Below are 22,994 nucleotides of genomic sequence, written 5' to 3' on the forward strand. Positions count from 1 at the left end.
CCGGGTCATCGGGCGCAGGCCTCTCGGGCGTTGAAGTTCACGGAGAACCGCTGACCATAGTATTCGCGGGGCAGTCCCCGGAACGGTGCGGCGGCGTAGACGGCGCGGACGGCGCGCTCGGCGGCGGCGGTGGCGACCGGGCCGCGGGCGCTGGTGACCTGCGAGGTCACCTCGCCCACCACCTGTCCCGTCACGCCGAGCTGGAAGAAGACCCTGAGCTGGACGTCCCGGCCGCCCTCGACGTCGCAATTGGGGTTCCAGCGGCGCTGGAGTTCCTCGGTCATCCCGGTCACGGCGTCGCCGGCGGCCAGGCCCGTCCCGGTCGTCTGGCGCGCGACGGGCGCCGTCTCGGCGCGGGTTGGCCCCCTGGGCGCGGCGCTGGGGCGTGGCGCATTCCGGGCGGGCGCCTGGAGGCTGTCGTAGAGGCTGTCGAGGTCCAGGCTGGACTGGGTCTGCTTCGGCGCCGGCTTCGCGGGCGGCGTCTTCGGCGCGGGGGTCTTGGGCGCCGGCGTGGGGGCGGGTTTGGGCGTGGGGGTCGGTGGAGGCGGCGGCGGCGCAGGGCGCGGCGGGGCCGGAGTCGGCGCCGGCGGCGGAGGCTCGGGATCGGGCGTGGCTTCGGGCGCCGGGCTCTCGGTCGCGGCCGAAGCCGTCTCCGGGGCCTGGACGGCGGGCCGGGCGTCGAGATCGGGCGCGCTCGAGACGATGGTCACCGGCACCACGGCGCCCACCTTCAGGTCGCGCGATCCCCAGCTGATCATGAAGGCGGCGGCCACGGCGACGTGCAGCCCGACCGACCCCAGGGTCGCGGGCGAGACCTCGATGCGCCGGGAGGCCGCGCGGCTCAAGGCGCGGACTCGTCCTGCGCCCCCCCGCCTGACGACGGGCCGCCGGTGTCGGTGATCAGGTTGATGGACGAGAAGCCGGACGTGGAGAGCGAAGCCATCACCCGCGCCACCATCTCATAGCTGGCCCGCCCGTCGGCCCGGACGTAGATCGGCCGCGTGGTGTCGTCCGCCATGGCGGTGAGCCTCGGCGACAGATTGGCGAACGGCACGGCGGTCTCGCCGATATGGATCTCGCCGTCGGGGCGGATGGAGATGGTGATGGGATCGGGCACGTCCTGCATCGCGCCCGCCTCGGTCTTGGGCAGTTCGATGGGGACGCCCGCCGTCAGCAGCGGGGCCGAGATCATGAAGATGATCAGGAGCACCAGCATCACGTCCACCAGCGGCGTGACGTTGATTTCGCTGAGCGCGCCGCGCCGGCCGCGGCCGTAGCGGCGCCGGCGCTTTCCGCCGCCGGTGGCGGCGAAGGCGTCGTTGGCCGACAGCGCCATCAGCCGCGCTCCGTCAGGCGGCGCTGGATGGCGGTCGACAGGTCGTCGGCGAAGCCCTCCAGCCGGGCCGCGTACTTGCCGGCGGCGGTCGAAAAGGCGTTGTAGGCGATGTAGGCGGGGATGGCCGCGACCAGGCCGATGGCGGTCGCGAACAGCGCCTCCGCGATCGCAGGCGCCACGATGGCGAGCGAGGTGTTCTTCTGGATCGCGATCGCCTGGAAGGCGCGCATGATGCCCCAGACGGTGCCGAAAAGGCCGATGAACGGCGAGGCGGTGGCGACGATGGCCAGGACGCCGAGGCCGCTTTCCACGCGAGCGGTCTCACGGGCGATCGTGGTGTCCAGGTGACGGTCGATCCGCTGGATCAGGAAGGCGGTCTGCCCTTCGCTGACGGCGCTCTTCGACCGCGCGTCGCGCCATTCCTTGAGGGCGCCCTGGAGCATGCGGGGCAGGGCGTGCGTGGGCCGCTCGCCGGCGTCCGCGGCCACGTCCTCGAGGCTGCGGCCCGACGCGACCGAATCCTCGAAGACGTCGGCCTCGCGGTTCAGCTTCGAGAAGCGGACCAGCTTGTCCAGGATGATGCTCCAGGACCACAGCGAGGCCAGCGCCAGGCCGATCATGACCAGCTTCACGACCCAGTCGGAACTCATGAAGATGGAGAAGAAGTCGAAGCTCTCGGGCGTGATGGCGGCCGGGTCCATCGGGTCTCCTGGGTCGTGCCCGGGGGGCGTGTCCGGGCGTGGTGGCGGGTGTCGGTGGCGATCTTATGGCGCAGCCTTGGGAGCCGCGAGATAGGGGCGAAGCCGCTCGATCATGGTCTTCGGCGGCTTTCTGGCCCGGCCGCGCAGGTCGATGCACACAGCCTGAACGTGAGCCTCGGCGACGAGTTCGTCGCCACGGGTGATCCGCTGGCTGACCAGCAGCCGGGGGCCGCGCACCTCGTCGTAGGTCGTCCGCACCAGGAGCGCGTCGTCCACGCGCGCGGCGCGGCGATAGTCGATCTCCATCCGTACGATGGTGAACGCGGTGGGCTCCTCCATCTCCAGCAGTTCGGCGTGCCGGATACCCACCAGCCGGAAGAAATCGCTCCGGCCCCGCTCGAAGTAGCGCAGGTAGTTGGCATGGTAGACCATGCCCGTGAAGTCGGTGTCCTCGTAGTAGATTCGCACCGGCAGGAGGTGCTCGCGGCCCTCCAGCCAGCCGGCGCTGGGGTCCCGGCTCACGTCGCTCATTCGAACAGGTCTCCGGCCGGAGACTGGCCTGCGCCTCTCGGCGCCGCGAGGCCCAGATGGGCGTAGGCGCGGGCGGTGGCCATTCGCCCGCGCGGCGTGCGCTGGATGAAGCCCTGCTGCAGCAGGAAGGGCTCGATCACGTCCTCCACGGCGTCGCGCGCCTCGGCGATGGCGTAGGCCAGGGTCTCAACCCCGGCCGGGCCGCCGGCGTAGTTCTCGATCAGCGCGCGCAGGTAGCGGCGATCCAGCGCGTCCAGGCCCATCTCGTCCACGTCCAGCCGGGCCAGGGCGCTGGCGGCGGCCCTGCGGTCGATCACGGCGGCGCCGTCGGCGGCGGCGAAGTCGCGCACCCGGCGCAGCAGACGTCCGGCCACGCGCGGCGTGCCCCGCGAGCGGGCGGCGATCTCCAGGGCGCCGTCGGGCGAAAGATCGGTCCCCATCTTGGCCGCGGCGCCCAGCAGCACCTTCTGCAGTTCGTCGTGGGTGTAGAACTCCAGCCGGATCGGGATGCCGAACCGGTCGCGCAGCGGCGTGGCCAGCAGGCCGGCGCGCGTGGTCGCCGCCACCAGGGTGAAGGGCGCGAGGTCGATGCGGATGGACCGCGCCGACGGCCCCTCGCCGATCACCAGGTCGAGGACGTGGTCCTCCATGGCCGGATAGAGGATCTCCTCGACGTTGGCCGCCAGGCGGTGGATCTCGTCGATGAACAGGACGTCGCGCGGCTCCAGGTTGGTCAGGATCGCGGCCAGGTCCCCAGCCTTGGCCAGCACCGGCCCCGAGGTGGCGCGGAAATTCACGCCCAGCTCGCGCGCGACGATCTGGGCCAGCGTCGTCTTGCCCAGGCCCGGCGGCCCGAAGAGCAGCACGTGGTCCAGCGCCTCGGCGCGGTTCTTGGCGGCGTCGATGAAGACGGTCAGGTTCGCCTTGGCCTGCTTCTGCCCCACGAACTCGGCCAGGGTCTGGGGCCTGAGCGCCCGGTCGGAACCTTCGAACGGCTGGGGCTCGCCCGAGACGATGCGGGTCATGGCGCGGCGCCGATCGAAACCACGGAAAACACAGAAGGACACAGAAGGAGGTCCAGCCGCATCCCGCGTGAGCGGGCCGCGTCGAATGGCGGGGCGGCTCCGTCGCCTTTGGTGTTTTCCGTGTTTTCTGTGGTTCCAATCCTCACCGCCCCAGCTCCTGCAGGGCGGCCTTGATGAGGGCCGAAGGCTCGGCGGCTTCGCCCAGGCGCAGGGCGGCGGCCTCCACCACCCGGCGGGCGGCGGGTTCGGCGACGCCCAGGCCCATGAGCGCGGCGACCGCCTCGCCGCTGGCCGAGGGCCGGGCGGGCTCGGCGGCGGGGACCTGGGCATGGAAGGCCGCGACGGGGCCGTCGTGCAGCGGCTTGCCCTTCAGCTCGGTGACGATGCGCAGCGCCAGCTTCGGCCCCACGCCGTTGGCGCGGGCCACGGCGGCCTTGTCGTCGCGCGCCACCGCCGAGGCCAGCTCAGCCGGCGCCAGCACGTCCAGCACCGCCAGCGCCGCCTTGGGTCCCACGCCCTGGATGGCGCGCAGCATCAGGAACGCCTGGCGCTCGTCGCGGCCGAGGAAGCCGTAGAGGGTCATGCCGGTCTGCTCGGCCCACTGCGTCTCGACATGGATCAGGGTCTCGCCGCCGATCTCGGGCAGGCGCGACAGCGTCCTTGATCCGCAACGCACCACATAGCCCACGCCCATCACGTCGATGAGCGCGTCCTCCTCGCCGACCTCGGCGACGGCCCCGCGCAGGCGTCCGATCATGTGCGAATCACGTTCGGCATGTGTTCGCCCTGAGTAGCGGATGGCTGAGTCCGGGGGAACAATGTGGGGGTTATGCGCCGGCGCCCCGACAGGTAACATCGCCGAGAGCACGGGAGAGGCTGGCGATGGCTTGGCTTGCGGCGATCTCGATGGCCCTGTTCCTGGCCGGCCACGCGCCGGCGGCGGCGGGGAGCCCGCGCGCGGACATGGTGGTCGACACCGCCTGGCTGGCCGCCCGGTTGGGCGACCCGGACATCGTCATCCTCCAGGTCGGCGACCCGGCGGCCTATGACGGCGGTCACATCCCAGGCGCGGGCCTCCTGAGCCTGGCCGAAATCTCGGCCCCGCCCACCGGGCCCGATCCGCTGTTCCTGGAGATGCCGGAACCCGGCGCGCTGCGCGCGAGGCTCGAGGCGCTTGGCGTCTCCGACACCTCGACCGTCATCATCTATCCCACCCGGGACATCCAATCCGCCACGCGGGCCGTCTTCGTGCTGGACGCGGCGGGGCTGGGCGCGCGCACCCGCCTGCTGGAAGGCGGCCTGCCGGCCTGGAAGGCCGAAGGTCGTCCACTTTCGACCCAGCCGGCCGCCGCGCGCCCCGGCCGGCTGTCGCCGCTCACGTTCCGCCCGCTCGTGGTCGACGCCGACTATGTGAAGCGCCACGCCCGCGCGCCCGGCTACGTCGTGGTGGACGCCAGGGCGCCCGAATTCCATTCCGGCCGGAAGGCCGGCGGGCTGCCCGGAAAGCCGCACCGTGCGGGCCGCATCGCCGGCGCGCGGAGCGTGCCGTTCTCGACCGTCACCACGCCGGCCCTGAAGCTGGCCCCCGAGGCGGAGATCGCGGCGCGCTTCGAAGCGGCTGGCGTGAAGCCGGGCGACAAGGTCATCGCCTATTGCCATGTGGGCCAGCAGGCGTCGGCCACGCTCTTCGCCGCGCGGTCCCTGGGCCTGGACGTTCTGCTCTACGACGGGTCGTTCGAGGAATGGTCGCGCCTGGGTGGCGAGATCGAGGCTGGCGACGAGATCGAAGCGGGCAAGTAGGATCCGCCCGCGCTATCGGGCTCGCCCCCGCGTCCCCGATCTGTCATATTCACGCCTTCCCTGCCGCTTCGGCGGCTGGCGTCCGTCACCGTATGGACCCGATGCAGAGGCGACGCGCCGGCACAACCGTCAATTGCCGCGACAGGCTGTCACTCGGGGAATCTACTTAAGCAATCGACCCGAATTCCCAGCCACCGAATCACTGTGGTTCCCTCCGTTAACCATTGGAACGACCGGGGCGAGGGGCCGCCGGCCAGCGGAGGGGGCGCGTCGCGAGAGGCGCCTGGGACGGCTTGAACGGCAAAGTGCTCATCATCGATGACGATCCGGCGCTGCTGCGCCTGATGTCGATGGCCTTCGACCGCGCGGGTTTCGCGACGGTCTCCGCCGACAACGGGCGGGCCGGCGTCGCGATGGCCCGGACCCATCGTCCCGACCTCGTGGTCACCGACATCGTCATGCCCGACGTGGAGGGCATCGGGGCCATCCGCGCGATCAAGCAGGCCGCCCGCCCGCCGAAGGTGGTCGCCATCTCGGGCGCGGGCCGCACGCGCGGCGCCGACTATCTTTCCTGGGCGCGCCACCTGGGCGCCGACGCCGTGCTCGCGAAGCCCTTCCGCATGGCCGAGCTGGTGCGCGTCTCCCAGGGCGTGATCCAGGGGAGCCTCATCCAGGGGAGCCTCCAAGGCCCCTCGCCCGCTTCCCACGCCATCGACAGCCATACCGACACCGGAGACACCGCGTCATGCATATCCTGATCGTCGAAGACAACGCCAACGCCGCCCGCAGCGCCGAGCTGATGTTGTCCGGCGCCGGCCACAACGTCGCCGTCACCGCCTCGGGCGAGGAGGCCGTCGAACTGGCCGAAATCTACGACTACGACGTCGTCCTCATGGACATCGACTTGGAGGACATCTCCGGCATCGAGGCCCTGCGTATGCTGCGGATGAAGAAGAACGCCACCCCCGTGATCATGGTGTCGGGCGCCGCCGAGATCGCCGCGAAGGTCGAGGCGCTGGCCGCCGGCGCCGACGACTACATGACCAAGCCCTATCACAAGGACGAACTCACGGCCCGCATCACCGCGGTGGTCCGCCGCTCGCGCGGCCACACCTCGTCGGTCATCCGCACCGGCCCCATCGAGCTGAACCTCGACACCCGCCAGGCCGCCGTCGCCGGCTACCCGGTCCACCTGACCCCCAGCGAGTACAAGATGCTGGAGGTGCTCTCCCTCAGGAAGAATACCGTCCTCACCAAGGAGGCCTGCCTCAACCACCTCTACAACGGCGCCTCAGAGCCCGAGCCCAAGATCATCGACGTCTTCATCTGCAAGCTGCGCAAGAAGATCGCCGCGGCGACGGGCGGTGAGGTCCTGATCGAAACGGTGTGGGGCGGTGGCTACATGCTCCGCGACCCGAAGTCCGGCGAAGAGCGGATAGCGGCCTAGGCCGCACGGCGAGGGAGCGGGGGACATGGACGGTGAGGCGCGCATCGGGTCTTGCCACATGCCGGAACCGGCCGCCGGGGTTGCGGCGGCCGTACTGGTGCATGACCTGAACAACCTCCTGAACATCGTCCTGGCGGCCTCCGAAGCCCTGGCGTTGCAGGCGGCCCCGGGCTCGGATGCGCACGAGCTGGCGCGGATCACCCAATCGGCGGCCGAGCGGAGCGGCGTGCTCGTGCAGCGGCTGGCCCAGCTTTCGGACGGCGGTTCGTCGGCGCCAGGCGCCACCGACTGCGCGGAGGCGCTCGTGACCACGGCCCGGCTGGCCAATGTGGCCACGCCCGCGGCCGTCACTGTCCTGGCGAGGGCCATGCCGGCGCCGCTGGCCTGCCGTGCGGACCGGGCGGACCTGGAGTCGGCCCTGCTCAATCTGTGCGTCAACGCCGCCCACGCCATGCCCAGCGGCGGCGCGATCCAGCTCTCGGCGCAGGCCGAAGTGCTCTCTCCGCAGGTTGCCGAGGCGCTCTCCTTGAGGCCGGGCAGCTATGCTGCGGTGGCGGTGCGAGACCCCGGGACAGGCATGTCCGCTGACGTCCTCGCCCGCGCGACCGAGCCCAGGTTCTCCACCCGCAAGGCGCGCGACGGCTCAGGTCTCGGCCTGACCGGCGTCGCCGCGTTCGCCCGAAGGAACGGCGGTGCGCTGGACCTCATCTCCGCGCCGGACCAGGGAACCACGGCGACACTCTACCTGCCCGTCGCCTGACCTGCCCGTCGCCTGAGGGGCGGATGCTCTACTTCAGGCTTTTGGCGAAGGCGTCCCGATGAGCGGCTCCCGTCTCCCCGGCGCGCCGTGCTGCGCCGCGTGCGGAAGCGGTCACCCTGTCGCGCCGATGACGGGCGGCTTCGCCCGAAGCCTCAGGTCGCTCCGCCAGCGGCGATCGTGGTGCGGATCAGGTCCGACAGGCTGTCGGCCCGCATCTTCGACATGACGTTGGCGCGGTAGATCTCCACCGTGCGCGGGCTGATGGCCAGGGTAGCGGCGATCACCTTGTTGCTGGCGCCCTCCAGGACCAGGTCCAGCACCTGGCGCTCGCGGCCCGTCAGGCTCTCCAGCCGGCGGCGCACGCGCGAGCGGGCCGCGTCGGCGTCGGCGGCCGCGTCGTTGTCCTCCAGGCAGCCCCGCACCGCCCGGAACAGGTGCTCGGCCTCGAACGGCTTTTCCAGGAAGTCGCTGGCGCCCGCCTTCATCGCGTCCACGGCGCGGCTTACGTCGGCGTGGCCGGTGATCACTATCACAGGTAGCAGGGACCCCATTCCCTTGAGGGTCCGGATCAGTTCGATGCCGTCCATGCCGGGCATCTTCAGGTCGGTGACGATGCAGCCTCGCGCGGCCGGATCGAACATGGCGAGGAAATCGTGGGCCGACGCGAAACTTCGGGTCGGCATCCCGTCGGACTTCAGCAGCATGACCAGGGAATCGCGCGCGGCGTCATCGTCATCGACGACGTAGACCGTCCGATCGGCCGCTGACGTCAGCATCGACCCCCACCCGCGCCAGTAGAAAACTAAAAGCGGCGCCACCCAGGCGGCTGGGCTCGGCCCAGATCCGTCCCCTGTGATTTTGGACTATAGCACTCGAAATCGACAATCCTAGCCCCATACCTTCGGGCTTTGTGCTGGCCAGAGGTTGGAATAGGCGATCCGCGACCGCGTCGTCGATGCCCGGCCCGCTATCCTCGACAGTCGTGATGACGGCGTTGTCTGAATCGAGGCGCGTCGAGATTTTGATCTCCCGGTTCGGGTACTTGTTCACAGCTTCTATGGCGTTGCGGGCGATGTTGACCAGCAACTGCTGAATCTGGATGCGGTCGGCCATGACCACGTCGTCGCCCTTGAACAGGTCATAGGTCACCCGCGCGTTCGCTTCGCGCGCCATCAGGGTGATGATGAAGTCCACCTCGCCGATCATGGCCGACAGGCTCTCGGGCTTCTGCAGGGTGCCGCCGCGTGCTGCCAGGTCCCGCATGGTGCGGATGATCTCCCCTGCGCGGACGGCCTGGTCCCCCGCCCGGGCCACCGCGTCGACCAGGTCGTCGTCGTCCAATTCCAGCCTCGCGATAAGGTTGCGGGCGGCGCGCAGGTAGTTGGCCACGGCCGACAAGGGCTGGTTGAGTTCGTGCGCCAGGACCGAGGCCATCTCTCCCATCGAGTTGGCGGACCAGACCTGTGTGAGCTGGGTGCGCAGGTCGTCCGCGCGCCGCTCGGCGTCTTGCGCCGATGTCAGGTCGTGGATCAACATCGTGAACAGGCGCCGGCCGGCCACCGACACCTCGCTCACGCGGAGCTCCATGGGAAAGGTCGCCCCGTCCTTCCGCCGCCCCGTGAGCTGGCGGTAGCTCGCGCTGGGCCCGCCTTCGTCGGCCTGGAGAAGGGCCATCAGCAGTCCCGCTTCCTCGGGCGACGCCAGGCGGGAGACCTTCTGGCCGACGATCTCGACCGCCGCCCAACCGAACAGCCGCTCGGCCGCCTGGCTGAAGCTCTGAATCTCGCCGAGATCGTCGGTCAGCACCAGGGCGTCGGCCACGATCTCGAGGTTGGCCTGGAGCAGGGCCTCACGCTCGGCCTGGTCGGCGATCAGCTCGGCCGCCGCCCGCCTCTCGTCCGCGAGCCGGCGCAGGAACGCCGTCGCCCCGGCGCCCAGGGCGGCCAGCGCCGTGGCGGCGAGAGCGATCTCGGGCGTGGGGACGCCGGCGGCGCGGCTGACCATATAGCCGCCGGCCGTCAGCAGGATGGTGGCGGTCAGCGCCGCGCCCGCGCCGCCCAGCACGCCGCACGCCAGCAACACTGGCGCGCAGAGCGGAAGAACCGAGTGGCCGAGGGCCGGGTGCGACAGCTGAAGCGCGACCAGGACGGCCGCGGAACCCCCGATCGCCAGAAGCTGTCCCCGGACACCTCCCAGCGGAAACCCCAAGTTCGCCACGTCGGCTGTGCGATTTCCCGTCCACAACCCTGGCATACGATCTACGTTCCTGCCGGCCTCGAACCGGCGGCCATAGTTGTGCGCGAAACGAGAAAGCGAAGCAATTACGTAGGATTACATAAGGGGCTCAGTCATTCGATTGTTCGCGCCAAAGGCGAAATCAAAGATACGATCTCAACATCTACGCGAACACTTCCGTCATCTGTCCGACAGATCGATGCCGGGGCCGATGGGTTCGGTCGCGCCGCCACCGTTCAGGGCCTTCTGCATCCAGACGATGTCGACCCACCGACCGTGCTTGAAGCCGAGAGCGGTTCCGACGCCCGCGTCGGTGAAGCCCAGCGATCGGTGCAGGCCGATCGACGCCGCGTTGCCGCTGTCGCCGATCACCGCCACCATCTGGCGCACGCCCATGCCCTCGCAGGCCTCGATCACCGCGGCCAGCATGGCCCGGCCCACGCCGCGACCCACGGCCCGAGGCGCCACATAGACGCTGTCTTCCACCGTGTAGCGATAGGCCGCCCTCGGCCGGAATGGACCGGCGTAGGCGAATCCCAGGAGGCCGCCATCTTCTTCGGCGACCACATAGGGCAGGCCGCGGGCGGCGATCCCGGCGCGGCGGCGCTCCATCTCGCCTGCTATGGGGGGCGTCTCCTCGAATGTTCCGAGGCCGTTCAGGACGTGATGGCCGTAGATGGCCACGAGACCCTCGGCGTCCTCCGGTGTCGCGGCCCGGACGATCATGCCTTGCCGTCCCGGTCCACCGCCCAGAGGGCGAAGGCGTAGTCCAACGCGATCTCCTTCAGGAAATCGAAGCGCCCCGACGCGCCGCCATGACCGGCCTCCATGTTGATCTTGAGAAGGATCGGCGCGTCGCCGGTGGTGTGCCCGCGCAGTTTCGCCACCCACTTGGCCGGTTCCCAGTAGGTGACCCGCGGATCCGAAAGGCCGCCGGTCGCCAGGACCGGGGGATAGGCCTGCGCCGAGACCTTGTCGTAGGGGCTATAGCTGGCGATGCGGTCGTAGGCCTGGGCGTCCTCGATCGGATTGCCCCACTCCGGCCACTCGGGCGGCGTGAGCGGCAGCGAGGTGTCGCTCATGGTGTTCAGCACGTCCACGAACGGCACGGCGGCGATGATCGCGCCCCACAGGTCCGGGCGCAGGTTGGCGACCGCGCCCATCAGCATCCCCCCGGCCGAGCCGCCATAGGCGGCGATCCGGCCCTTGGAGCCATACCCCTGCGCGATCAGGTGCTCGGCGCAGGCGATGAAGTCGGTGAAGGTGTTGACCTTCTTCTCCTTCCGCCCGTCCAGGAACCAGCCCCAGCCCTTGTCCGAGCCGCCACGGATGTGGGCGGTGGCCCAGATCCAGCCGCGGTCCACCAGGCTCAGGTTGCGGATCGAGAAGCTGGGCTCCATGGCGTGGCCGTAGCTGCCGTATCCATAGAGCAGCACCGGCGCCGAGCCGTCCTGCGGCGTTTCCTTGCGCATCAGCAGCGTGACGGGGACCTCGGCGCCGTCGGCCGCCCTGGCGAAGATGCGTCGCGCCACATACTGCGACGGGTCGTGCCCTGACGGCACCTCCTGGGTCTTGCGAAGCGCCCGCTCGCGCGTAGCCATGTCGTAGTCGAACCACTGCCGGGGCGTGGTGGGCGACTGGTAGACGAAGCGCGTCACCGTGGTCGCGTACTCGTATCCGCCTTCCAGGTTGAGGGCGTAGGCTTCCTCGTCGAAGGCCACGACATGTTCGGTCCCGTCGCGCCCGGTGACCACGAGGCGGTCCAGCGCGTCCACCCGCTCGGCCCGCACCAGGAAGTCGGCATAGGTGGCGAAGCCCGCCAGATAGTGGCCCGGCCGATGGCCGATCCAGTCACGCCACGAGGCGCGGGCGGGGATTGCGGCGTCCGAGACGCACAGCTTGAAATCCACGGCGCCGTCGGCGTTGGTGCGGATGACCCAGCGGTCGGTCCAGTGATCCAGGGCGTATTTCACCCCCACCTGCCGCGGCTCGGCCACGACCGGCGTGGCCGTGGGGTCGGCGGCTGGAATCAGCCAGAGCTCGGTGGTCTCCTGGTCGCCCACGTGGATCAGGATGTGGCTGTCGTCGGCCGCGACGCCCACGCCCAGGAACATGCCGTCGTCGGCCTCCTCGTAGACCAGCGCGTCCTCGCCGCCTCTCGCCGGGCGCCGGAAGACCTTCGCGGGCCGCGCGTTCTCGTCGCGCCAGATCCAGAACAGCCATTGGGAGTCCGGCGAAAAGCAGAAGTCGCCGTAGGCGCTCTCGACCGGCGCGCCCAGCGCCTCGCCGGTGGCCAGGTCCCTGACGTGGATGCGGTAGTATTCCGAGCCCTGCGTATCCGCCGCCCAGGCGTAGAGGGCGTGGTCCGGGCTGTGGTGCGCAGCGCCCACCTGGAAGTAGGCATGATCCTTCGACAGGGCCTCCTCGTCCAGCAGCACCGTCTCCGGTCCGCCACCGCCGCGGGGGCGGCGGGCGTGGATGGGGTGCTCGGCGCCCAGATCGTAGCGCACATAGTAGTCGAAGGGCCCGTCGGGCGCGGGGACCGAGCTGTCGTCCTCCTTGATGCGCCCCTTCATCTCGGCGAACAGGCGGGCCTGCAGGTCCTCGGTCCCCGCCAGCACCGCCTTGGTGTAGGCGTTCTCGGCCTCGAGGTGGGCGCGGATGTCGGCGCGCAGGGCCTTGGGGTCGCGAAGGACCTGCTGCCAGTTCTCGTCCTTCATCCAGGCGTAGTCGTCCACGCGGACGCGGCCGAGCTGTTCGATGCGATGCGGGATCTTGGGGGCGACGGGCGGAACGGGGCTGGTCATGCCGGCTAGATGCGCCGCCGCCGTCGCAGGCTCAAGCTGGCCGGTCACGATTTCGCGTGGCGGGTGGGGTGAGACGCAATGGCGCCTTGCTGGCGCAAGGTCTTCGGCTATTCACTGTTTGTGCATCCACTTCGCGCATCAAGACGCGAGGGGCTTCATCGAGTGTCAGGGGCCGGCAATGGTCATGGACCTTGCGGTAGAGTTGATTCACGCGACCGTTCAGCTCGAGCAGCCGCTCGGCGACGGAACCCGTACCGTCGGCACGGGATTCCTGATCTCGACGCCGGGGCCCGACGGCGCGCCGCGCACCGTGCTGGTCACCGCCAACCACGTCCTCCACAAGATGCAGCAGCCCGAGGCGCGCATCGGCTATCGCATCTCCAATCCCGACGGCAGCTGGTCGTACGCGCCCAAGCCGCTGAAGATCCGCGACAAGGACGGGGCCGAGCTCTGGACCCAGCATCCCAGCCGCGACGTGGCCGCCATCGTCGTCAAGGCGCCGCCCGAATTCGCCCGGGCGGCCATTCCGCTGAACTACCTGGCCGGCGACGACACCTTCGACGCGTGGCGCGTGGGCGCGGGCAACGAGATGATGGCGCTGGGCTTCCCGCGTGGCCTGTCGGCCAATTCGGCAGGTTTCCCGATCCTGCGCTCGGGACGTGTGGCGTCCTATCCGCTGGGGCCGGCCGCGGCCTTCCCCACCTTCCTTCTCGACTTCTCGGTCTTCCCCGGCAATTCGGGTGGCCCGGTCTTCGTCAGCCGCGCCCAGAACGCCACGGGCCTGACGCCCATCTCGGACGCTGCGCCGGGATCGGGCTTCATCGCGGGCCTGCTCACCCAGCAGGTCGAGCTCAACAACGAGCGGCTCGAGATCGGCATCGTCACCCACGCCCGATACATCCGCGAGACGATCGCCCTGCTTCAGGGCCCGCTGCCGCTCGCTCCGGCGATCGTGGCCGAAGCCCCGCCGGTCGCGGGCGCCCGCGCCGCCGCCGCCCAGGCCTCCGCACAGGAGTAGTTCCTCCCCCCTCGGGGAGGGGAGCCCACGAAGTGGTGGAGGGGGCTTCCGGTCAGGCGGCGGAGGAAACCCCCTCGGTCAGCTTCGCTGACAGCTCCCCCGGCGGGGGCGCGATCAGCCGCCGTACAGCACCGAGATCGTCTCTGCGATGCAGGCCGGGCGGTCCTCACCCTCGATCTCGATGGTGCATTCGTTCTTGATCTGCATGCCGCCCGCCTTGGGTTCGGCGCCGATCAGCTTCTGGCGCATGCGCACGCGCTTGCCCACGCGCACCATGTTGGTGAAGCGCACCTTGTCCGAGCCGTAGTTGATGCCGCGGGTCACGCCCTTCACGGGCAGCATGCCCGCGCCCAGGAACGGGATCAGGCTGAGCGTCAGGTAGCCGTGGGCGATCGGCCCGCCGATCTCCTTCGTGGCGCGCTCGACGTCCACATGGATCCATTGATGGTCGCCGGTGGCCTCGGCGAACTGGTTCACGCGCTCCTGGGTGACCTCGACCCAGTCCGACACGCCCACTTCCTGGCCCACCAGTCCGGGCAGGTCCTTGATCTCGACCGGGTTCATGCGTTCGCTCCCTCGCTTGCAACTGGAGCCTGTCGTCTAACATCTGTTTGGATCGGGGCAAGGCAGCCCCGCCGATTCACCCCACTCGTGTGTTCGCTCGTTCGTCATCCCCGGCCTTGTGCCGGGGACCCATCCGTCGGCGGCAAGATCGTGGTGACAGGCCGCGTCACGCGGCCTGTCACAGGGCTTCGAAGTGGCGGCGCCATGGATCCCCGGCACAAGGCCGGGGATGACGAGCGATTGGGGAGAGGTCGGGAAGTCACACGATCCGAGAGCCCTCTTTGCCCCAGTAGGCGTCGCGGATGAGGCGCTTGTAGAGTTTTCCGGTCGGATGGCGCGGCAGTTCCTGCATGAAGTCCAGCTTCCGGGGCGCCTTCACGTGGGAGAGGTTGCCGCGGGCGAAGGCCAGGAGTTCGTCGCGCAGGGCGTCGCCGGCGTCGGCCCAGTCGGCCGGCTGGATCACCGCGACGACCTGTTCGCCCATCTCCTCGTGTGGCGCGCCCACCACCGCCACGTCGGCGACCTTGGGATGGCCGATCAGGAGGTTCTCGATCTCCTGCGGATAGATGTTCACGCCGCCCGAGATGATCATGAAGCTCTTGCGGTCGGTCAGGTAGAGGTAGCCTTCCTCGTCCACCCACCCCACGTCGCCCAGCGTGGTCCAGCCGTGCTTGTTGGTGCCCTCGGCGATCTTCTCCGGAGCATTGTGGTAGGCGAGCGGCGGGCCGTTGGCGAAATGCACGACCCCTTCGGTCCGGGGCGGCAGCGGTTCGCCGTCCTCATCGCAGATGCGCAGTTCGCCCATCACCGCCTTGCCCACCGAGCCCTTGTGGGTCAGCCACTCCTGGGCGCTGATGAAGCAGAAGCCGTTGCCCTCGGTGCCGGCGTAGTACTCGTAGATCACCGGCCCCCACCACGCGATCATCTGCTCCTTCACCGGGACGGGGCAGGGCGCGGCGGCATGCACCGCCGAAACCATCGAACTGACGTCGTACTTCGCCCGCACTGCCTCCGGCAGCTTCAGCATGCGGACGAAGTGGGTGGGCACGAACTGGCCGACGTTGACCTTGTGTTTCTCGATCAGGGCCAGGCACTGCTCTGGGTCGAACTTCTCCATCACCACGACCGTGCCGCCCATCTTGTGGACGCTCATGCACCAGCGCAGGGGCGCGGCGTGGTAGAGGGGCGCGGGCGAGATGTAGGTGCAGCCCGGGGGGAATCCGAACAGCCCCTGGGCCATCGCGCCCAGCGCGGTCGGCTCGTCGATCGCCCCGCCCGTCAGAGGCGGCTTGATACCCTTGGGGCGACCGGTCGTGCCCGAGGAATAGAGCATGTCAGACCCGGCCGTCTCGTCGGCGATCGGCGTCGTGGGTTGGCCGGCCACGGCCGCCTCCCAGCTCGCATAGGATGGCCGCGCCGCGCCGACCGCGTAGAGCTTCACCGACTTCGGCAGCGCGCCGGGCAGTTCGTCCACGACGGCGCCCACGCCCGGCGAGGCGATCAGCGCCTGGGCGCCGCAGTCGCCGACGATGTACGCCACTTCGCCCGCGGTCAGCTTGGACGAGATGCAGGTGTAGTAGAGCCCGCTGCGCTGCGCCGCCCAGGCGATCTCGAAGTAGCGCGGGTGGTTGTCCATGAGGATGGCGATCACGTCGCCGGGCTTCAGTCCCAGCGACCGGAACAGGTGCGCGCCCTGGTTCGAGCGCTCGTCGAGCTGGCGATAGGTCACCGTCTCTCCCGAACCGGCCATGATGTAGGCCGCGCGGTCCGGATCGGTCTTGGCGTGCGTCGCCGGATGCATGTGGTCACTCCCCTTGATGGTCTGGGGCGGTCTGACCTGCCGCCGCCTTGGCCTGGGAGTAGCGAGCCGTTGACGTCGGGTGCGTCAAGCGGGGCGGGAGTCGTCCGAGGTCAGGACAGACAACAAGTGGGCGTGGAGGTGGAACACCCCCTGTCGCAACGCAGCAGTACGGCGGCGATGTCCGTGTTCGGAACCTCGCCGAGGAGGCAAGCAAGTCCAGTCGCCAGAGGGCTGCGATTTCGAGCGGCGTAGCGGCTTCCAGGTACTCCATGCGTCGAGCTTCGCAGGCGTGCGCATCGGGTCAAAGGCCGTGATGTCCAGCCATCGACGGCTCGCCCCTTGACCTCCGGACCGTCAACCGCTCCGAACTGCGGCGACGGAAACAAGGAACCGCCCATGCCCACGTTCGAGACGCTGCTCTATTCGGTGGACGACGGGATCGCCACGATCACGCTCAACCGCCCCGACAAGCTGAACGCCTTCAACACCACCATGATGAAGGAGCTGATCGCCGCGTTCGACGAGACCGACGGCGACGACAAGGTCCGCGCGGTGATCGTCACCGGCGCCGGGCGGGCGTTCTGCGCCGGGGCCGACCTGTCGGCCGGGGGCGCGACCTTCGACTATGACAAGCGGGGGGGCGAGGACCAGGCGGCGCGCCAGCAGGGCGGCGTCCATCGCGACGGCGGCGGCCTCGTCACCCTGCGCATCTACGACAGCCTGAAGCCGGTCATCTCGGCCTGCAACGGCGCCGCCGTAGGCGTGGGCGTCACCATGCAGCTCGCCATGGATTTCCGCCTGGCGTCCGACAGTGCCCGCTATGGTTTCGTCTTCGCCCGCCGCGGCATCAATCCCGAGGCCTGCTCCTCGTGGTTCCTGCCCAAGCTGGTCGGCGTCCAGACGGCGCTGGAGTGGTGCTACACCGGCCGCATCTTCCCGGCCCAGGAAGGCCTGGAGAAGGGGCTGGTCCGCTCGGTCCATGCGCCCGACGACTTGCTGCCCGCCGCGCGCGCGCTGGCGCGGGAGATCGCCGACAACACCGCGCCGGTCTCGGTCGCCCTCACGCGCCAGCTCATCTGGCGCATGGCCGGCGCCGCGCATCCGATGGAAGCCCACAGGGCCGACAGCCGCGCCATCCAGGCGCGCGGCCGCTCGGGCGATGCGAAGGAAGGCGTGACCTCGTTCCTGGAGAAGCGGCCTCCGGCCTATCCCGACAAGGTCTCGAGCGACGTCCCCGACATCTGGGACCATTGGAAGGCGCCGACCTTCGGTTGAGGTCAGGAGTGGCCGATGGCGCTGTGGCGGCGTGCTCTCATGGGCGCGCCGCCTGTCATTTGAACACTGCGGATCCAGTCATGCGGCCCGGCGACCTTGGAATGCAGGTAGTCCATTCTTCCGACTCTAGGCGGCATGCGCCAGTTGTCTCTTGCGAATGCCGCTTCACTTCACCGGAGCGCGTATTCAAGTAACTGTATTTCGCGGTTGTGCGGCTGCGGCTATGCCGATAATGACAGGCCACTGTTCTTGTGAATCGCTAGGCGTTGCGCAGGACGCTAACAACTTCGGAATCAAGTGAAATGGACGAAAAGACGGACGTCATCGAGATGACGGCGGACATCGTTTCCGCCTACGTTGGCAACAACACTGTGGCGGCCGCCGATCTCCCGGGCCTGATCCAGAGCGTCCACCGCGCGCTCGCCGGCGTGTCCTCAGGCGCCGAGCCGGTGGAAGCCGCGCCGAAGGAGCCGGCGGTGCCGATCCGCCGGTCGATCACCCCGGATCACCTCGTCTGCCTGGAAGACGGCCGCAAGTTCAAGTCGCTGAAGCGCCACCTGCGCACCAAGTACAACATGAGCCCCGAGGAGTACCGGGCCAAGTGGGGCCTGCCCAAGGACTATCCCATGGTGGCGCCCAACTACGCCAAGGCCCGGTCCGACCTGGCCAAGCAGATGGGCCTGGGCCAGGGCGGCCGTCAGGCGCCGCGCAAGAAGCGCTGAGCCGCACATCGCAGTCTCGCAGGCGCCCGCCGGATCTCCGGCGGGCGTTTTTGCATGGAGCGTTAACCACTTTCGCCTTGCCGCCGATTCGCCCTTCGGGCGACATACGACTCGTCATGAATCCAAGTCGTTGTCAGGACAGGCTGTGATGGCGGCTCAGCTTGCGGCGCCGACTGCGGCGATCCGCGCCCACGAGGAGCTCTTCGCCTACTGGAACGCGTTGCGGGCGGATGCGGCGGCCCCGCCGCGACGCCGGCTCGATCCGCGCCGCATCAAGCGGCTCCTGCCGACCGTCAGCCTGATCGACGTTCTGCCTGGTGGCGACTACCGCATGCGGCTGGCTGGCACGGCCCTCTACAACGTCTACGGCGGCGAGATCACCGGTCGTCGCCTGGGTGAGATCTACAACACCGTGGCCGCCGACTACTGGCGTACGGAACTGGGACGCGTGGTGCGCGACCGCCGGCCGGGCGCGGGCATCCATAATCTCGCCTGGAAGGGGGCGTCGCACCTCTCGCTGATCTGGCTTCGCCTGCCTCTCGCCAGCCAGGACGACGAGGTGGACATGATCCTGGGGTACGACGCTGTCGTGGGCCTGGGGCCTGTGCAGAGCGGCGTCCGGCCGGCCTCCGCGGCGGCCTGACCCGCCCGTCGGCCTTCGCTTCATCAACCTTGCCACCCCGGCCTGTTCACCCCGGCCTGGCCACCCCAGCCTGGCCCTCAAGGGTGCGCCGACGCAGCGGCGGACGCGAAGGGGACAGGCTGGGCGGAGCCGGCCGAAGCCGGCCCCGGTAGCCGACCTCGACGGTCAGGCCGCTCGACGCTGTTCGCGGGTCAGGTCGAAGCGGTCGGCGTTCATGACCTTGGTCCAGGCCGCCACGAAGGCGCGAACGAACGTTCCGGCCGCATCGGCGGACGCATAGACCTCGGAGAGGGCCCGGAGCTGGGAGTTCGAGCCGAACACCAGGTCTGTGCGCGTGGCTGTCCACCGCTCCTGCCCGCTCGACCGGTCCGTCCCGACGAACACCTCGTCGCCGCGGTCGTCCACCTGCTTCCACGCCGTGCCCATGTCGAGCAGGTTGACGAAGAAGTCGTTGGTGAGCTGGCCCGGCCGGGTGGTGAGGACACCGTGCTTGGAGCCGCCGTGGTTGGCGCCCAGCACGCGCAGGCCGCCGACCAGCACCGTCATCTCGGGCGCGGTCAGGGTCAGCAGCGAGGCCCGGTCGATCAGCAGCTCCTCGGTGGGCACGTTGAACGTCACCTGCAGGTAGTTGCGGAAGCCGTCGACACGCGGTTCCAGCACCTCGAAGCTGTCGGCGTCGGTCTGCTCGGCCGAGGCGTCGGTGCGGCCCGGCGTGAAGGTGACCTCCACGTCATGGCCGGCGTCCTTCGCCGCCTTCTCCACCGCCGCCGTCCCGCCCAGGACGATCAGGTCGGCGAGGGAGACCTTCTTGCCGCCGCCAGCCTGGCCGTCGAACCCGGCCTTGATCCCTTCCAGCACCTTCAGCACGCGGGCGAGCTGTTCGGGCTGGTTGACCTCCCAGTCCTTCTGCGGGGCCAGGCGGATGCGCGCGCCGTTGGCGCCGCCCCGGTGGTCGGACCCGCGGTAGGTCGAGGCCGAGGCCCAGGCCGTCTGCACTAGTTCGGCGACCGTCAGCCCCGAGCCCAGGATCCTTTCCTTCAGCGCCTTGATGTCGGCGGCGTCGGCCAAGGGATGGCCAGCCGCCGGGATCGGGTCCTGCCAGATCAGGTCTTCCTTCGGCACCTCGGGGCCCAGGTAGCGGGCCTTCGGACCCATGTCGCGGTGGCACAGCTTGAACCAGGCCCGGGCGAAGGCGTCGGCGAACGCCGCGGGATCGCTGCGGAACCGCTCGGAGATCGCCCGGTACTTCGGGTCCATCTTCATCGCGATGTCGGCGGTGGTCATCATGGTCGGCAGACGCCGCTCGGGGCTGTGCGCGCCGGGCGCCATGTCTTCGGGCTTCTGGCCGACGGGCTGCCATTGCTTGGCCCCGGCGGGGCTGCGCACCAGCTCGTACTCGTAGTCCAGCAGCATGCGGAAGAAGTCGTTGTCCCACTTGACGGGATTGGGCGTCCAGGCGCCCTCGAGGCCGCTGGTGATCGTGTGGTCGCCGATGCCGCTCTCGTGGCCGCTCTGCCAGCCCAGGCCCTGCTGGGCGATGTCGGCCCCCTCGGGTTCGGCGCCGATCTTCGCGGCGTCGCCGGCGCCGTGGGCCTTGCCGAAGGTGTGGCCGCCGGCGGTCAGCGCGACGGTCTCCTCGTCGTTCATGCCCATGCGCGCGAACGTCTCGCGGATGTCGCGGCCGGACTGCAGCGGGTCAGGATTCCCGCCCGGACCTTCGGGGTTGACGTAGATGAGGCCCATCTGGATCGCCGCCAGCGGGCTTTCCAGCACCATCTCCTTGTCGGGCTGGATGCGGGTCTGGTTGCCTTCCTGGCCGACCCACTGCTCTTCGGTTCCCCAGTAGATGTCCCGCTCGGGCTCGTAGACGTCGGCGCGGCCGCCGCCGAAGCCGAAGACCGGACCGCCCATCGACTCGATGGCCACGTTCCCCGCCAGGATCATCAGGTCGGCCCAGGACAGCTTGCGGCCGTACTTCTGCTTGATCGGCCAGAGCAGGCGCCGCGCCTTGTCGAGGTTGGCGTTGTCCGGCCAGCTGTTGAGCGGCGCGAACCGCTGCGATCCCGACGAGGCTCCGCCGCGGCCGTCGCCGGTGCGGTAGGTGCCGGCGCTGTGCCAGGCCATGCGGATGAAGAACGGGCCGTAGTGGCCGTAGTCGGCCGGCCACCACGGCTGGCTGTCGGTCATCAGGGCGGTGAGGTCGCGTTTCACCGCGGCATAGTCGAGCGACTGGAACGCCTTCGCGTAGTCGAAGTCGTCGCCCAGCGGATCGCCGGTGGCGCCGTGCTGCGGCAGGATCTGGATGGAGAGCTGGTTCGGCCACCAGTCGCGGTTGGTCCGGCCCAGGAGGGACCGGAGCGCGCCGGGGTTCTTGGCGGGGCAGGAGAGCGGGCTACCATCGTCCATGGGGCTTCCTCCGTCTGTGGTTGTGAACGAACCCTACGCCCCTCGCGCCGCCGCTGACAAAACGGAAAACCCTATCGGATGTAGTGGTAAAATCTATCTATGAGCAATATCCCATAGATATCATCCGGATTGCGCTGCTCCAATCCGCCGTCAATCCGACTTTGTAGGGGTCAGCGCCGCCTCGATCTGAACGATGGCCTCGGCGACCTCATTGGCCTCGTCCGCGAACACGCCATCCCAGGCCATCTTGAGGAAAGGCCCAGGTTGGCGGGCGCGGTCGGCGTCGTGCTGGGCCGTCCACGCCTTGAGGCGGGCCAGCAGGTCATCGAGTCTGGCTGCGTCCAGGTCGGCCGCGCCGCCGTGGGCGCGCCACCAGGCCAGGTCGTCGGCTATCCCGCCCGTTCGCATGCTCGCCTCCCTCGCCGCGTCAAGGACAGGCGGATAGTCGGCCATTCCGGCGCCTGGTGGAAAGTCCGGACGCGCGCGGCGTCCGCCGGTGGGGTTCAGCCCGCGGCGGCGAAGCGTGGGGCGGGCGGCGCGGCCGCCTCGCGCAGCATCGCTTCCATCTGGTCTGCGGGCATGGGGCGGGCGAAGAAGTAGCCTTGCATCCGGTCGCAGCCCGCCGAGCGCAGGAACAGCGCCTGGCTCTCGTCTTCGACGCCTTCGGCGGTGATGCGGACGCCCAGCGAGCGCGCCGCATGCAGCATCGAGGCGACCAGCTTCGACACGCGCGGATCGCGGCCCACATCGTCGATCAGCGAGCGGTCCAGCTTCACCGTCTGGATGGGCAGGTGCATCAGCGCCCGTAGATTGGAATAGCCCGTGCCGAAGTCGTCCAGGGCCACGTTCACGCCCCGGGCCGCCAGCCGCTCGATATGGCGCCGTGCGAGATTCATGTCCTGAAGCAGGAAGGTCTCGGTGATCTCGACCGTCAGGGCGGTGGCCGGAAGGTCCGTGCCCGCAAGCCGGCCGATCAGTTTGCGCGAGAAGCCGGGGTCGAGCAGGTCGCGCGGACTGACATTGCAGGACACCAGCTCGATCAGCCCTTCGCCCACCCATGGCGCAGCGTGGGCGCAGGCGGCCTCGAACACGGCCTCGTCGATCGTACGGATCAGGCCCAGTTCCTCGGCCATCGGCACGAAGGCCGCTGGCGACAGCAACCCCTTCTCGGGGTGACGCCAGCGCGCCAGGACTTCGACGCCCACGAAACGCCCGGTCATGGTGTCGACGATCGGCTGGAACCACGGCTCGATCTCGCCCGCCGGAATGGCGCGGCGCAGCTCGGTCTCGAGGGTCCGACGTCGTTCGGACTCGGCGTGGAGCTCGGCGTCGAACCCGTGCCAGCGCCGCCCCCCGCACGATTTCGCCCGGTAGAGCGCCATGTCGGCGTAACGCTGGAGATCGGCCGCGTCGCTGGCGTCGCGCGGGAAGGCCGCCACGCCCACCGATCCCCCCGAGGCGACCGTGCGGCCATAGATGACGTGGTGCTGGCTGATGGCGTTGACCAGCCGCTCGGCGCGGCGCGCGATGTCCGGATCGCCCGACACCACCGCGAATTCGTCGCCGCCGAGCCGGGCCACCAGTTCGTCGGGGCCGGCGTCGTCGCGCAGGCGCTGACCGATCTCGGCCAGCAGGATGTCGCCCGCGTGGTGCCCGAGGCTGTCGTTCAGGCTCTTGAAGCGGTCCAGGTCGATGACGAAGAGCGCCACCACGCCGCCGCTCTCGCGCGCCGCCTCCAGCCGCTCGCAGAGGCCGGACGTGAAGGCGCCGCGGTTCACGAGCCCGGTGAGGGAATCGGTCTGCGCGAGGCGCAGCGTCATCTCGCGCTCGGCTTCGAGCTCCGCGACGCGGGCGGCCAGTTCGGCAAGGCTCTTGGAAAGTGGCGGCACGTACGTGTCTGGGTCGTTCTGGACGTCCCGAAGC

23 protein-coding genes are annotated in these 22,994 nt (G+C 69.6%); 8 read left to right on the forward strand and 15 right to left on the reverse strand.

The window, feature by feature from the left end:
* Positions 1 to 5: 5 nt before the first annotated feature.
* The 6 genes from WG212_RS04340 to ruvA all read right to left on the reverse strand — a co-directional run bounded on the left by WG212_RS04340 (position 6) and on the right by ruvA (position 4,350).
* The gene (locus tag WG212_RS04340) at positions 6 to 845 is read right to left on the reverse strand and encodes an energy transducer TonB (RefSeq protein WP_337185838.1); all 840 of its coding nucleotides are present in this window, start codon (positions 843 to 845) and stop codon (positions 6 to 8) included.
* The gene (locus WG212_RS04345; RefSeq protein ID WP_337185839.1) at positions 842 to 1,336 is read right to left on the reverse strand and encodes a biopolymer transporter ExbD; all 495 of its coding nucleotides are present in this window, start codon (positions 1,334 to 1,336) and stop codon (positions 842 to 844) included. The genes WG212_RS04340 and WG212_RS04345 overlap by 4 nt, the downstream gene beginning before the upstream one ends.
* Positions 1,336 to 2,037 (reverse strand): protein TolQ, encoded by a 702-nt coding sequence (gene tolQ, locus WG212_RS04350; RefSeq protein ID WP_337185840.1) that lies wholly within the window; start codon positions 2,035 to 2,037, stop codon positions 1,336 to 1,338. Before tolQ ends, WG212_RS04345 begins: the two co-directional genes overlap by 1 nt.
* 63 nt (positions 2,038 to 2,100) lie before the next feature.
* Positions 2,101 to 2,568 carry a YbgC/FadM family acyl-CoA thioesterase gene (locus WG212_RS04355; protein WP_337185841.1) on the reverse strand — a complete coding sequence of 156 codons (468 nt, stop codon included), beginning with the start codon at positions 2,566 to 2,568 and terminating at the stop codon, positions 2,101 to 2,103.
* Positions 2,565 to 3,593 (reverse strand): Holliday junction branch migration DNA helicase RuvB, encoded by a 1,029-nt coding sequence (gene ruvB, locus WG212_RS04360; protein ID WP_337185842.1) that lies wholly within the window; start codon positions 3,591 to 3,593, stop codon positions 2,565 to 2,567. Before ruvB ends, WG212_RS04355 begins: the two co-directional genes overlap by 4 nt.
* 142 nt (positions 3,594 to 3,735) lie before the next feature.
* Entirely contained in the window at positions 3,736 to 4,350 is a 615-nt protein-coding gene (gene ruvA, locus WG212_RS04365; RefSeq protein WP_337185843.1) for a Holliday junction branch migration protein RuvA, read from the reverse strand.
* 125 nt (positions 4,351 to 4,475) lie between these two features.
* Here ruvA and WG212_RS04370 point away from each other — a divergent pair, with 125 nt between their 5' ends.
* The 4 genes from WG212_RS04370 (at position 4,476) to WG212_RS04385 (ending at position 7,600) form a co-directional block, all read left to right on the forward strand.
* Entirely contained in the window at positions 4,476 to 5,393 is a 918-nt protein-coding gene (locus tag WG212_RS04370; RefSeq protein ID WP_337185844.1) for a rhodanese-like domain-containing protein, read from the forward strand.
* A gap of 305 nt (positions 5,394 to 5,698) precedes the next feature.
* Complete coding sequence (locus WG212_RS04375) at positions 5,699 to 6,151, forward strand: response regulator (RefSeq protein ID WP_337185845.1); 453 nt, start codon at positions 5,699 to 5,701, stop codon at positions 6,149 to 6,151.
* On the forward strand, positions 6,139 to 6,840 hold the full coding sequence (locus tag WG212_RS04380) for a response regulator transcription factor (RefSeq protein ID WP_337185846.1): 702 nt from the start codon (positions 6,139 to 6,141) through the stop codon (positions 6,838 to 6,840). Before WG212_RS04375 ends, WG212_RS04380 begins: the two co-directional genes overlap by 13 nt.
* 25 nt (positions 6,841 to 6,865) lie before the next feature.
* On the forward strand, positions 6,866 to 7,600 hold the full coding sequence (locus WG212_RS04385; protein WP_337185847.1) for an ATP-binding protein: 735 nt from the start codon (positions 6,866 to 6,868) through the stop codon (positions 7,598 to 7,600).
* A gap of 152 nt (positions 7,601 to 7,752) precedes the next feature.
* Here WG212_RS04385 and fixJ read toward each other — a convergent pair whose 3' ends face one another.
* From fixJ to WG212_RS04405, 4 genes are all read right to left on the reverse strand, one after another.
* Positions 7,753 to 8,376, reverse strand: coding sequence for a response regulator FixJ (gene fixJ / locus WG212_RS04390; protein WP_337185848.1), 624 nt, complete (start codon positions 8,374 to 8,376; stop codon positions 7,753 to 7,755).
* Positions 8,333 to 9,817, reverse strand: coding sequence for a PAS domain S-box protein (locus WG212_RS04395; RefSeq protein ID WP_337185849.1), 1,485 nt, complete (start codon positions 9,815 to 9,817; stop codon positions 8,333 to 8,335). The genes fixJ and WG212_RS04395 overlap by 44 nt, the downstream gene beginning before the upstream one ends.
* A gap of 198 nt (positions 9,818 to 10,015) precedes the next feature.
* On the reverse strand, positions 10,016 to 10,561 hold the full coding sequence (locus tag WG212_RS04400; protein WP_337185850.1) for an N-acetyltransferase family protein: 546 nt from the start codon (positions 10,559 to 10,561) through the stop codon (positions 10,016 to 10,018).
* Entirely contained in the window at positions 10,558 to 12,642 is a 2,085-nt protein-coding gene (locus WG212_RS04405; RefSeq protein WP_337186059.1) for a S9 family peptidase, read from the reverse strand. Before WG212_RS04405 ends, WG212_RS04400 begins: the two co-directional genes overlap by 4 nt.
* Before the next feature lie 178 nt (positions 12,643 to 12,820).
* Between WG212_RS04405 and WG212_RS04410 the strand changes: the two genes are divergently transcribed.
* Positions 12,821 to 13,660 carry a serine protease gene (locus WG212_RS04410; protein ID WP_337185851.1) on the forward strand — a complete coding sequence of 280 codons (840 nt, stop codon included), beginning with the start codon at positions 12,821 to 12,823 and terminating at the stop codon, positions 13,658 to 13,660.
* A 114-nt stretch (positions 13,661 to 13,774) separates the two neighbouring features.
* On the opposite strand, the gene WG212_RS04415 is transcribed toward WG212_RS04410, so the two are convergent.
* Positions 13,775 to 14,224, reverse strand: coding sequence for a MaoC family dehydratase (locus WG212_RS04415; RefSeq protein ID WP_337185852.1), 450 nt, complete (start codon positions 14,222 to 14,224; stop codon positions 13,775 to 13,777).
* A 259-nt stretch (positions 14,225 to 14,483) separates the two neighbouring features.
* Positions 14,484 to 16,025 carry an acyl-CoA synthetase gene (locus tag WG212_RS04420; protein WP_337185853.1) on the reverse strand — a complete coding sequence of 514 codons (1,542 nt, stop codon included), beginning with the start codon at positions 16,023 to 16,025 and terminating at the stop codon, positions 14,484 to 14,486.
* A gap of 396 nt (positions 16,026 to 16,421) precedes the next feature.
* Between WG212_RS04420 and WG212_RS04425 the strand changes: the two genes are divergently transcribed.
* From WG212_RS04425 to WG212_RS04435, 3 genes are all read left to right on the forward strand, one after another.
* Positions 16,422 to 17,300, forward strand: coding sequence for a crotonase/enoyl-CoA hydratase family protein (locus tag WG212_RS04425; protein WP_337185854.1), 879 nt, complete (start codon positions 16,422 to 16,424; stop codon positions 17,298 to 17,300).
* A 302-nt stretch (positions 17,301 to 17,602) separates the two neighbouring features.
* Entirely contained in the window at positions 17,603 to 18,022 is a 420-nt protein-coding gene (locus WG212_RS04430; RefSeq protein WP_293375019.1) for a MucR family transcriptional regulator, read from the forward strand.
* A 148-nt stretch (positions 18,023 to 18,170) separates the two neighbouring features.
* Positions 18,171 to 18,665, forward strand: a complete 495-nt coding sequence (locus WG212_RS04435; RefSeq protein ID WP_337185855.1) for a PAS domain-containing protein — start codon at positions 18,171 to 18,173, stop codon at positions 18,663 to 18,665.
* 165 nt (positions 18,666 to 18,830) lie between these two features.
* On the opposite strand, the gene katG is transcribed toward WG212_RS04435, so the two are convergent.
* The 3 genes from katG to WG212_RS04450 all read right to left on the reverse strand — a co-directional run bounded on the left by katG (position 18,831) and on the right by WG212_RS04450 (position 22,960).
* On the reverse strand, positions 18,831 to 21,071 hold the full coding sequence (gene katG, locus WG212_RS04440; protein WP_337185856.1) for a catalase/peroxidase HPI: 2,241 nt from the start codon (positions 21,069 to 21,071) through the stop codon (positions 18,831 to 18,833).
* A 150-nt stretch (positions 21,072 to 21,221) separates the two neighbouring features.
* Positions 21,222 to 21,479 (reverse strand): hypothetical protein, encoded by a 258-nt coding sequence (locus WG212_RS04445; protein ID WP_337185857.1) that lies wholly within the window; start codon positions 21,477 to 21,479, stop codon positions 21,222 to 21,224.
* Positions 21,480 to 21,574: 95 nt separating this feature from the next.
* Positions 21,575 to 22,960 carry a bifunctional diguanylate cyclase/phosphodiesterase gene (locus tag WG212_RS04450; protein WP_337185858.1) on the reverse strand — a complete coding sequence of 462 codons (1,386 nt, stop codon included), beginning with the start codon at positions 22,958 to 22,960 and terminating at the stop codon, positions 21,575 to 21,577.
* Positions 22,961 to 22,994: the final 34 nt, after the last annotated feature.

The sequence above is a fragment of the Phenylobacterium sp. genome (assembly GCF_037189685.1).
GTDB lineage: Bacteria > Pseudomonadota > Alphaproteobacteria > Caulobacterales > Caulobacteraceae > Phenylobacterium.

Coding starts and splice junctions, on each gene's coding strand:
- WG212_RS04345 (WP_337185839.1), bottom strand. CDS start 1,336: ATGGCGCTGTCGGCCAACGACGCCTTCGCCGCCACCGGCGGCGGAAAG.
- tolQ (WP_337185840.1), bottom strand. CDS start 2,037: ATGGACCCGGCCGCCATCACGCCCGAGAGCTTCGACTTCTTCTCCATC.
- WG212_RS04355 (WP_337185841.1), bottom strand. CDS start 2,568: ATGAGCGACGTGAGCCGGGACCCCAGCGCCGGCTGGCTGGAGGGCCGC.
- ruvB (WP_337185842.1), bottom strand. CDS start 3,593: ATGACCCGCATCGTCTCGGGCGAGCCCCAGCCGTTCGAAGGTTCCGAC.
- ruvA (WP_337185843.1), bottom strand. CDS start 4,350: ATGATCGGACGCCTGCGCGGGGCCGTCGCCGAGGTCGGCGAGGAGGAC.
- WG212_RS04370 (WP_337185844.1), top strand. CDS start 4,476: ATGGCTTGGCTTGCGGCGATCTCGATGGCCCTGTTCCTGGCCGGCCAC.
- WG212_RS04380 (WP_337185846.1), top strand. CDS start 6,139: ATGCATATCCTGATCGTCGAAGACAACGCCAACGCCGCCCGCAGCGCC.
- WG212_RS04385 (WP_337185847.1), top strand. CDS start 6,866: ATGGACGGTGAGGCGCGCATCGGGTCTTGCCACATGCCGGAACCGGCC.
- fixJ (WP_337185848.1), bottom strand. CDS start 8,376: ATGCTGACGTCAGCGGCCGATCGGACGGTCTACGTCGTCGATGACGAT.
- WG212_RS04400 (WP_337185850.1), bottom strand. CDS start 10,561: ATGATCGTCCGGGCCGCGACACCGGAGGACGCCGAGGGTCTCGTGGCC.
- WG212_RS04405 (WP_337186059.1), bottom strand. CDS start 12,642: ATGACCAGCCCCGTTCCGCCCGTCGCCCCCAAGATCCCGCATCGCATC.
- WG212_RS04410 (WP_337185851.1), top strand. CDS start 12,821: ATGGTCATGGACCTTGCGGTAGAGTTGATTCACGCGACCGTTCAGCTC.
- WG212_RS04415 (WP_337185852.1), bottom strand. CDS start 14,224: ATGAACCCGGTCGAGATCAAGGACCTGCCCGGACTGGTGGGCCAGGAA.
- WG212_RS04420 (WP_337185853.1), bottom strand. CDS start 16,025: ATGCATCCGGCGACGCACGCCAAGACCGATCCGGACCGCGCGGCCTAC.
- WG212_RS04425 (WP_337185854.1), top strand. CDS start 16,422: ATGCCCACGTTCGAGACGCTGCTCTATTCGGTGGACGACGGGATCGCC.
- WG212_RS04430 (WP_293375019.1), top strand. CDS start 17,603: ATGGACGAAAAGACGGACGTCATCGAGATGACGGCGGACATCGTTTCC.
- WG212_RS04435 (WP_337185855.1), top strand. CDS start 18,171: ATGGCGGCTCAGCTTGCGGCGCCGACTGCGGCGATCCGCGCCCACGAG.
- katG (WP_337185856.1), bottom strand. CDS start 21,071: ATGGACGATGGTAGCCCGCTCTCCTGCCCCGCCAAGAACCCCGGCGCG.
- WG212_RS04445 (WP_337185857.1), bottom strand. CDS start 21,479: ATGCGAACGGGCGGGATAGCCGACGACCTGGCCTGGTGGCGCGCCCAC.